General features: G+C 68.4%; 7 protein-coding genes. 4 read left to right on the plus strand and 3 right to left on the minus strand.

Translation table 11 applies throughout. The features are described 5' to 3' along the window. Positions 1–5 precede the first annotated feature (5 nt). Complete coding sequence (locus tag KME82_RS01235) at positions 6–1,133, minus strand: cyanophycinase (RefSeq protein WP_252255577.1); 1,128 nt, start codon at positions 1,131–1,133, stop codon at positions 6–8. Positions 1,134–1,261: 128 nt separating this feature from the next. On the opposite strand from KME82_RS01235, the gene KME82_RS01240 reads away from it, so the two are divergent. The 3 genes from KME82_RS01240 (at position 1,262) to KME82_RS01250 (ending at position 6,163) form a co-directional block, all read left to right on the plus strand. Further along, positions 1,262–1,840: an RNA polymerase sigma factor gene (locus KME82_RS01240; protein ID WP_215496916.1), complete on the plus strand. Its 579-nt coding sequence runs from the start codon at positions 1,262–1,264 to the stop codon at positions 1,838–1,840. Continuing rightward, positions 1,818–2,978 carry a FecR family protein gene (locus KME82_RS01245; RefSeq protein ID WP_215496917.1) on the plus strand — a complete coding sequence of 387 codons (1,161 nt, stop codon included), beginning with the start codon at positions 1,818–1,820 and terminating at the stop codon, positions 2,976–2,978. The genes KME82_RS01240 and KME82_RS01245 overlap by 23 nt, the downstream gene beginning before the upstream one ends. A gap of 122 nt (positions 2,979–3,100) precedes the next feature. Further along, complete coding sequence (locus KME82_RS01250) at positions 3,101–6,163, plus strand: TonB-dependent receptor (RefSeq protein WP_215496918.1); 3,063 nt, start codon at positions 3,101–3,103, stop codon at positions 6,161–6,163. Positions 6,164–6,485: 322 nt separating this feature from the next. Here the strand turns inward: KME82_RS01250 and KME82_RS01255 are convergent, their stop codons facing one another. Beyond that, positions 6,486–7,253 carry a trans-aconitate 2-methyltransferase gene (locus KME82_RS01255; protein ID WP_215496919.1) on the minus strand — a complete coding sequence of 256 codons (768 nt, stop codon included), beginning with the start codon at positions 7,251–7,253 and terminating at the stop codon, positions 6,486–6,488. Between the two features lie 213 nt (positions 7,254–7,466). Here KME82_RS01255 and KME82_RS01260 point away from each other — a divergent pair, with 213 nt between their 5' ends. Further along, the gene (locus KME82_RS01260; protein WP_215496920.1) at positions 7,467–8,345 is read left to right on the plus strand and encodes an NAD(P)-dependent oxidoreductase; all 879 of its coding nucleotides are present in this window, start codon (positions 7,467–7,469) and stop codon (positions 8,343–8,345) included. A gap of 6 nt (positions 8,346–8,351) precedes the next feature. Here KME82_RS01260 and KME82_RS01265 read toward each other — a convergent pair whose 3' ends face one another. After that, the gene (locus KME82_RS01265; protein WP_215496921.1) at positions 8,352–8,765 is read right to left on the minus strand and encodes an MmcQ/YjbR family DNA-binding protein; all 414 of its coding nucleotides are present in this window, start codon (positions 8,763–8,765) and stop codon (positions 8,352–8,354) included. Between the last annotated feature and the right edge of the window lie 173 nt (positions 8,766–8,938).

Raw genomic sequence — 8,938 nt, forward strand, 5'->3', positions numbered from 1 at the left:
CGGCATCAGGCCGCGGGTTCGCGGCGGATCAGCTGCCCGGATTCGACATCATAAAGCTCGTGGAACGCGGGCTGCTCGACCTTGAAATCGCTCAGGCGCAGGCGGCTGCCGGTGCCCAGGCCGATCACCGGCACCTCGCGAATGCTCAACGGCTGGCCCGGCGCATACACCTGCGCCGACTGGCGCGGCCGCACCAGCCAAACATGCCCGCCGTTGCCGCTGAACACGGTGCCGTGGCCGCGCGCGTCGATGCACAGCGCGGTGTATTCGTCCACGCCCAGGCCGACCAAGTCGTCGCGCGCGTGTTCGTTCGACAGGCGCGCGACGAACGCGATCAGCCGCCCGAGCCGATCGCGCTTGCCGAAATGGCTGTCGGTGATGACCTGGCGCAGGTACGGCATGTGCAGGAAATCGTCGACCAAGGTCAGCTGCGGGCCGGTGGGATCGTGCAACGCCGCTTGCGAGACCAGGCTGCCGCCGTCCATCGCGCCATACGCATAGCCGCCGAGAATGGCCAGGCCGGCGCTGGTGCCGCCGATCGGTTTGCCGGCGCGCACGTGCGCGTCGAGCGCGCGCGCGAGCGGCGTGTCTTTCCAGTAGCGCACGTACTTGGACTGATCGCCGCCGGCGATGAAGATGCCGTCGGCCGCGCGCACGATCGCCAGCACCTGCGGATCGCTGGCGGCGCGACGGTCGTCGAACACCAACGTCTGCGCGGCGGTGATGCCGCCGATGTCGTGGAAGAATTCGTTCTGCGCCTCGACCGAGCCGGACGCGCGCAGGATCACGATGCGGCCGTGGCCGGCGCGCTGGATCATCCATTCGAACGCCTCGCGCGGCCAGTCGCCGCCGCCGACCAGCATCATCCCGGCCTGGGTCGAGGCCGGCCGCGGCGCGGACAAGTCGCCGATCTGGTAGTAGCGATAGCCTTCGCGCTGCGCGGATGCAGCCGATGGCGCGGGCGCTGTTTCCTGCGCACTCACGGCCGAGCCGATGCCGACGAGCAAGGCGGACAACAAGGCCTTCGCCATCGCCTGCTTGAACGCGGCGTGCGGCAAGCGCGGCCCCGCCGATCGCACGGTCGGCGCCGGCATCGCCGGCGAGGTGTTGGGTGCTTTCGACGAACTGCGCATCGCTCGGCCTCGGCAGGGATCGCTGTTGATGACGAACCAGGCCGCATCATCCCCCATCGCCTCGCTCGACACCGTCACGATCGCCGCCGGCGTGGTCACGCGGCCGGTCGTCGGCTAATGTCGGCGCAATGGACACCGCCCTCGACGCCTGGTTCGCCGACGAAATCCTGGTGCATGAAGCCGCGCTGGTGCATTACCTGCGCCGGGTCTGGGCGCATGTCGACGATGTCCACGACCTGCGCCAGGAAATCTACGTGCGCGTCTACGAGGCCGCCGGCCGGGCGCGCCCGCACCAGCCCAAGTCGTTCCTGTTCGCGACCGCGCGGCATCTGATGACCGACCGGCTGCGCCGCGGCCGGGTGGTGTCGATCGAGCCGGTGGGTGATTTCGAGTCCTTGAACGTCTTGGTAGATGAGGTGACGCCCGAACGCCGGCTCGGCGCGCGGCAGAACCTCAGACGCCTGGCCGACGCCTTCGACCTGCTGCCCGGCCGCTGCCGGGAAGTGGTGTGGCTGCGCCGGGTCGAGGAGCTGCCGCAGAAGGAGGTGGCCGCGCGCATGGGCATCACCGAGAAGACCGTGGAAAAACAGGTCGCCAAGGGGATGCGTCTGCTGGCGGAGCACTACTACGGCGCAACGCAGTCGCTCGCCGACGATGCGCACGACGCCGACAGGAATCGCGAACATGGCAGGAAGCAGACAGATTGAACGCGCCGCCGCCGCCTGGCTCGCCAGGCGCGACGGCGGCGACTGGTCGCCCGGCGATCAGGCCGACTTCGATGCCTGGCTCGCGCAGTCGACCGCGCATCGGGTCGCGTGGCTGCGCCTGCAGGCGGCCTGGAATCAGAGCGACCGGCTGAAGGCGCTGGCCGCGGGCGTGCCGCCGGGCGAAGTACCGGCGCGCGGCGCCTGGTCGGCGTCGCCGTATGCGCCGCGCGGTGAGGCGCAGGCGAGGCGGCAGGAGGATCAGGCCAATGCGGATCAGCCTGATCGCGATGAAGACGCGAGCGCTGTCGCCGCACCGCAGCCGAATGCGGCGCCTGTAACGGCGATCGCGACCGCGTCGCCGATCGGGCCGAAGTTCGCACCGCGCGCTGTGCTGCGCCGTCCGCGCGCCGCGCGCTACGCGGCGGTGGCCGCGATCGCGGTGATGGCGATGTCGTTGCTATGGGGCTGGCAGCGCTACGGCGTGGTCGAACACCGCTCCTACCGCACCGCGATGGGCGCGCTCGACACGATCGGCCTCGCCGACGGTTCGCGCGCCACCCTGAGCAGCGACAGCCGCATCGAGGTGGCGCTGTCGCGCGCGCAGCGGCACGTGGCGCTGGAACACGGCGAAGCCTTCTTCGATGTCGCCAAGGACCCAGGCCGGCCGTTCGCGGTCGACGCCGGCGCGCGCCGGGTGATCGCGGTCGGTACGCGCTTCTCGGTGCGGCGCGACGGCCCCGACTTGCGCGTGGTGGTGACGCAAGGCACGGTGCGGCTCGAATCCGAACCGGTCGACGGCCACACCCAGCCGACCACGCTGCTGCCGGCCGGCAGCATCGCCCTGGCCGGCGCCAACGGCGTGCTGGTGCGCAGCGGATCGGTCGAGGACGCCGAACGCTATGTCGACTGGCGCAACGGCTACCTGGTGTTCCGCGACACCGCGTTGAGCGCGGCGGCGGCCGAGTTCAACCGCTACAACACCCGCCGCCTGGTGATCGGCGATGCCGCGGTCGGCGAGTTGCGGGTCGGCGGCAACTTCCGCTGGTCCAATGCCGAGGTGTTCGTCGGCCTGCTCGAACAGGCCATGCCGGTGCGCGCCGAGCGCCTGCCGGACCGGATCGTGCTGCACAGCCGCTGAGCCGTCCGGCCTGGCGTGCATGGCCCAGGGGCGCCGTGCATTGGCGGCATGCGGGATTTTTCGGATTCGTTCGTCTGATAACACAACGGCGCCGCATGCGCGCCGATGGGGAGGGGAACCCGATGGTGCGTCGTCTGCGCGTGTTGCTGTTGAGTCTGGCCTGTACCGCCGCGCTGTCGGCGCAAGCGCAAGTCGCCGCGGGGGCGGTCGACATTCCGGCCGGCGATCTGGTCTCGGCGCTGGATGCGCTGGCGCGGCAATCGGGGGTGCAGTTCGTCTACCGCGCCGATCAGCTCAAGGGCCTGCGCACTTCGGGCGTGCGCGGCGCGATGCCGGCCGCCGACGCGCTCGACCGCTTGCTGCGCGGCAGCGGTTACGTTGCGCGCCGCGATGCATCGGGGGCGATGGTGATCATGCAGGCGCCGAAGCCTGCGCCCACGCCGCCGCGCACGCCGCCGGCGAGCGGCGGCGCTTCGCCCGAACCGGCTTCGGTGACCGAACTGGAAAGCATCCAGGTCACCGGCTCGCGCATCCCGCGCGCGCAGATCGAAGGCCCGGCGCCGATCACGGTGATGACCGCGCAGGAGATCAAGGCCAACGGCTTCACCAGCGTGCCCGACGTGCTGCGCGCGATGACCCAGAATGGCGGCGAGACCCAGAGCCAGCAATCGGCCAGCGGCGCGGACTTCTCGCCCGGCGCGCAACAGGTCGACCTGCGCGGGCTCGGCCCCAATCACACCCTGGTGCTGGTCAACGGCCGCCGCATCGCCGACTTCCCGATGCCGTTCAAGGGCCGCAGCAATTTCACCGACATCTCCAACATCCCGCTGGGCATGGTCGAGCGGATCGAGATCCTGACCGGCAGCGCCTCGGCGATCTACGGCTCCGATGCGATCTCCGGCGTGGTCAATTTCATCCTCAAGAAACAGGCCGACGGCACCACCGTGGATTTCCGCATGGGCGACAGCACCCGCGGCGGCGGCGAGTCGTTCAACCTCAGCGTGTCCAGCGGCTACAGCAACGAGCGTTTCAGCGCGATCTACGGCTTCGAACTGCAGGCGCAGAACCCGTTGTGGGCGTACGAGCGCGCGCGCCAGGATTCGACCAAGGACGCGCCGACGCAGTCGACCCGCGCGGCGCGGCGCGCGTTCCTGCGCACCAACTTCGACGACGAATACCTCGATCCGGGCGCGGCCTGCGCCGGCCTGGCCCAACTCAACGGCGGCACCACCTACCGCGCTTCGCGGCCGGGCTGGGGCGCCGACGGCGAGGACGGCTATTACTGCGGCAGCGACGAGTCGATCGGCTACGGCACCATGATCAGCGAGCGCAAGGGCGTCAACGCCTTCGCTTCGCTGGGCTATCGCTTCGACAACGGCAGCGAGTGGTTCGCCGACGTGCAGATGGGGTATCACGAGCTGTCGATGTTCCGCGACGTGGGCAACTGGAGCTACCAGGCGCCCGACGGCAACGAAGACGGCTATTTCTTCAATCAGGCCACCGATCAGGTCGAGTACTGGCAGCGCCAGTTTTCGCCCGAGGAAATGGGCGGCCTGGACGCCGGCACGATCCGCAATCGGCAAAAGACCCTGAGCCTGACCACCGGGTTCAAGGGCCGCTGGGGCGAGCACTGGGATTGGGAAGCGGCGTTGAGCCATTCGCAATACCAGTCCACGATCAGCTGGCCGCAGATCGTCGCGTCCAAGGCCAACGATCTGTTCCTCGGCCCGCAACTGGGCACCGACGACGATGGCCTGCCGATCTTCAACGCCGATCCCGAGCGCCTGTATCGCCCGCTGACCCGCGCCGAGTACGACGCGATCGCCGCGCGCACCGTCTACCAGCCCAAGTCGCGCACCGACACCGCGTCGCTGACCCTGACCAACACCGAGCTGTTCACGATGCCGGCCGGCGCGGTCGGTTTCGCCGGCACCCTGGAAGTCGGCAACCAGAGCTACAACCTGCGCCCCGATCCGCTGGCGACCCAGTACTACTACTACAGCTGGCGCGACTCCGACGGCAAAGGCAGCCGCGACCGCTGGGCCGCGGCCGGCGAACTGCGTCTGCCGCTGCTGGAAAAACTCAATCTCAGCGTCGCCGGCCGTTACGACCAATACCGCTACGGCGGCCACGACATCGACAAGTTCACCTACAGCGCCGGCCTGGAATGGCGTCCGGTCGAATCGCTGCTGCTGCGCGGCTCCTACGGCACCGCGTTCCGCGCGCCGGACCTGCACTACGTGTTCTCCGGCGAAGGCAATCTGGAATCGTTCGGCGCCGACTACTACCGCTGCCGCACCGAGGAACCCGATTCGGACCTGGGCGATTGCTCGTACTCCGACGAGAACCTGGTGGTGACCCGGCGCGGCAACCGCGAACTCGAACCCGAGACCAGCACCGCGTGGACCGCGGGCCTGGTCTGGTCGCCGATGGCGAACCTGGATTTCTCGATCGATTACTTCAACATCGAACTGCGCCAGCAGGTCCAGGACCTGCGCATCGACGGCATCCTGCAGGACGAGGCCAACTGCCGGCTGGGCCGGCGCCCGGACGGCAGCGCGGTGGACGCGGCCTCGCCGACCTGCGTCGACGCGCTCGCGCGAGTCGGCCGCAACGACGACGGCGACCTGTACAGCATCTACATCAACCCGATCAACATCGCCCGCGAACGCACCAACGGCATCGACTTCAACGCGCGCTATCGGCTCGATACCCGCTTCGGCAGCTTCCGCTTCAACGGCAACTACAGCTGGGTGCGCGAACACGAAAGCCAGCAGTACAGCGGCGACCCGGTCGAGGATCAGTTCGCGGTCAACAGCGGTTTCGATATTCCGCGCAGCAAGGCCAGCGTCAGCCTGAGCTGGGACAAGGACCGCTGGACCGCGACCTTGCACGGCGAGCGCCTGGGCAAGCTGCCGAACTACGATTCCTACAACCAGTCCTACGATCCCGACGACGGCGGCAGCCCGTGGGTCGGCGCGACCTACCGCTACAACGCCTCGGTGCAGTACCGCTTCACCGACCACGCCCAGTTGTCGCTGGCGGTGACCAACCTGTTCGACAAACTGCCGCCGAAAGACGCGACCTACACCAGTTATCCGTATTACGACGTGTCCTGGTTCGACACCGTCGGCCGGCAGGTGTATCTGCAGTACACCCACAAATTCGGCGGTAGCGCGCTTTAGTTACCCGCTTCCCGGCGCAGGGATGGCGGCGGGAAGCTTTTTTGTTTCGGGCGATGGGGCGGCCCGATCCGCGGATCGGGCGCTCGCCGCGCGTTCGCAGTCAAGGATTGAAAGCACGAAGTCTTTTGTGGGAGGGGCTTCAGCCCCGATGCCTTTCGATCAGCCGATGCAGAATCTTGGCGATCGGAACGGAAAGCATCGGGGCTGAAGCCCCTCCCACAAAAAACCTCGCAGCTTGCACCGGATCTGCGAGCCTCTACGATTCCCGATTCCCGATTCCCGATTCCCGATTCCCGATTCCCGATTCCCGCCTCCCGAAACATCACCCCGCCGTACGCGCAACCACGAAGATCCGCCGGAACTCGAACCAGGTCGTCCCATCGCCGCGCGGCGGATAAGCGCGGTCGAGCATCGGCGCCAGCTCGCCGCGAAACCGCTGCCAATCGGCATCGTTCAACGCCGACCGCACCGGCCGCAGCGCGGTGCCGGTGATCCACTCCAGCACCGCGTCAGGGCCCGACAGGCGCTGCACATACGTGGTTTCCCACGCATCGACCATGCAATCCTCGCCGGCCAGCAGTTCGGCGTACTGCCGCGGCCTGTCGACGGTGTCGTCTTCGCGCAGGCCGACATCGGCCAGCTGCGCCGCCCACGCCGCGCTAGCCGCGAGCTCGCGGGTGAGCGCATGCGACGGCGCGTCGAAATTGCCCGGCACTTGAATGGCCATCCAAGCGCCTCGCGGCAGTTCGCGCGCCCAGCGCCGCAACAGTTCGCGATGCTCCGGCACCCATTGCAGCACGGCGTTGGAAATCAACACGTCGGTGTCGGGCCGCGGCGTCCAGTCGCGCACGTCGACCAGTTGCGCGTCGATGCCCGCCGCGCGCGCCGCCGCGACCATCTCCGGCGAGTTGTCGCTCGCTTCCAGCGTCGCCTCGGGCCAGCGCTGCGCCAGCGCACGGGTGAGATTGCCGGGTCCGCAACCCAGGTCGACCACGCGGCGCGGATGCTCGGCGCCGATGCGTGCGATCAGATCGAAGAATGGCCGCCCGCGCAGGTCGGCGAAATCGAGGTATTTCTTGGGGTCCCACATGGTGTCGTCCCGTCGTCGCGTGGCCGGGCACTATAAAACCGCCGCGGCGAAGATCGCGCGATGGAACGCGCCACACATCGCAAAGCCCGCCGGCTTCGAGAGGGGCGAAGGCGGTTGATTCGTCGCCTGCGTCATGGAGGCGGCCACGGGTATCGGTCACACTGGCGGTCAATCGCGCAACGGCCGGCGGCGCTCTACTCGCGGAGACACTGGATGACCCCACAGATCGGTTTCATCGGCCTGGGCGTAATGGGCCGGCCCATGGCGCTGAACCTCGCCCGCGCCGGCAGGGCGCCGGTGGTGTGGAACCGGTCCGCCGACGCGTCGACGGCGTTGGGCGAAGCCGGCGCAACGGTGGCGGACAGTCCGGCGCAGGTGTTCGAGCAAGCGCAGGTGGTGATCGTGATGCTCGCCGACGAGGTCGCGATCGATGCGGTGCTCGGCCGCGGCACGCCGCGGTTCGCGACGCATCTGCGCGACCGCGTCCTCGTCCACATGGGCACGACCTCGGCCGAGTATTCGCAGGCGCTGGACGCCGATATCCGCGCGGCCGGCGGCAGTTATGTCGAAGCGCCGGTGTCGGGATCGCGGGTGCCTGCCGAAGCCGGCCGACTGGTGGCGATGCTCGCCGGCGACGAGGCCGCGGTGGAGCGGGTGCGGCCCTTGCTCGCGCCGATGTGCAGCCAGAGCTTCGTCTGCGGCGCGGTGCCCAATGCGCTGCTGATGAAGCTGTCGGTGAATCTGTTCCTGATCACGATGGTGACCGGGCTGGCCGAATCGGTGCATTTCGCCCAGCGCCAGGGCCTGGACCTGCATCGGCTGCAGGCCATCCTCGATGCCGGGCCGATGGCCAGCGCGGTGTCGACGATCAAGCTGGCCAAGCTGGTCGACGGCGATTATTCGGTGCAGGCCTCGATCGCGGATGTGCTGAAGAACAATCGCCTGATCGCGCAGGCCGCGCGCAACGCGGGCATCGCTTCGCCCTTGCTCGATGCATGCCACGCCTTGTTCGGCGAAACCCTGGCGCAGGGCCACGGCGCCGCCGACATGGCCGCGGTGGTGCGGGCGATCCAGGCGCGCGACCCGGGTTGAGCCCGCTCAGGCGCGCGGGCGGTCGAGCAAGGCGACGAATTTCTTCGGCGCCAGCACGCAATAGCTTTCGACGATCAAGTCGGCGATCTCGTCCCAGTCGGTGCGCGCATCGATCGCCACGCCGACGATGTCGGCGAACCACGACGGCTTGAAGAACGGCGCCCGGGCGAACTTCGGCGCCGCCCGCCGCGCGGTCGGCAAACGAAACGTCAGCACCGTCCGCGGCCCGTCGTGGCCGGCCGCCCGCGCGTACGCCGGCGGCCAGCCGCGGTCGATCCTCACGGCGTGGGCGAAATTTTTCTTGCCGATCATCCAGCGCACGCCGGTCCAGGCGGATTCTTCGTGCACCTCGGGCAGGCCGAGGCAGATGGCGTTGAGTCTGGCGAGGATTTCGCTCGGAACGCTGGCGTGTTCGCTCATCGGGAGGGCTCGCGGCGGTGTCGGTGGCGGTCGCGTGTGGCTGCTTTCAATGTGGCGAACTTGCGCATTCTGCCTGCATGACGTGATCGACAGCGTCGACTGCTGCGAAATTCACGACAGAAAAAATCACATCTATTGCCCATCAACTTTAACCCCGAAGATCGGATTTGTTC

It is taken from the genome of Lysobacter capsici, from assembly GCF_018732085.1.
GTDB classification, from domain to species: domain Bacteria; phylum Pseudomonadota; class Gammaproteobacteria; order Xanthomonadales; family Xanthomonadaceae; genus Lysobacter; species Lysobacter capsici_A.

Excerpts from the sequence above, each read along its gene's own strand:
- KME82_RS01235 (WP_252255577.1), bottom strand. The coding sequence starts at position 1,133 with ATGCGCAGTTCGTCGAAAGCACCCAACACCTCGCCGGCGATGCCGGCG.
- KME82_RS01265 (WP_215496921.1), bottom strand. The coding sequence starts at position 8,765 with ATGAGCGAACACGCCAGCGTTCCGAGCGAAATCCTCGCCAGACTCAAC.
- KME82_RS01240 (WP_215496916.1), top strand. The coding sequence starts at position 1,262 with ATGGACACCGCCCTCGACGCCTGGTTCGCCGACGAAATCCTGGTGCAT.
- KME82_RS01255 (WP_215496919.1), bottom strand. The coding sequence starts at position 7,253 with ATGTGGGACCCCAAGAAATACCTCGATTTCGCCGACCTGCGCGGGCGG.
- KME82_RS01250 (WP_215496918.1), top strand. The coding sequence starts at position 3,101 with ATGGTGCGTCGTCTGCGCGTGTTGCTGTTGAGTCTGGCCTGTACCGCC.
- KME82_RS01245 (WP_215496917.1), top strand. The coding sequence starts at position 1,818 with ATGGCAGGAAGCAGACAGATTGAACGCGCCGCCGCCGCCTGGCTCGCC.
- KME82_RS01260 (WP_215496920.1), top strand. The coding sequence starts at position 7,467 with ATGACCCCACAGATCGGTTTCATCGGCCTGGGCGTAATGGGCCGGCCC.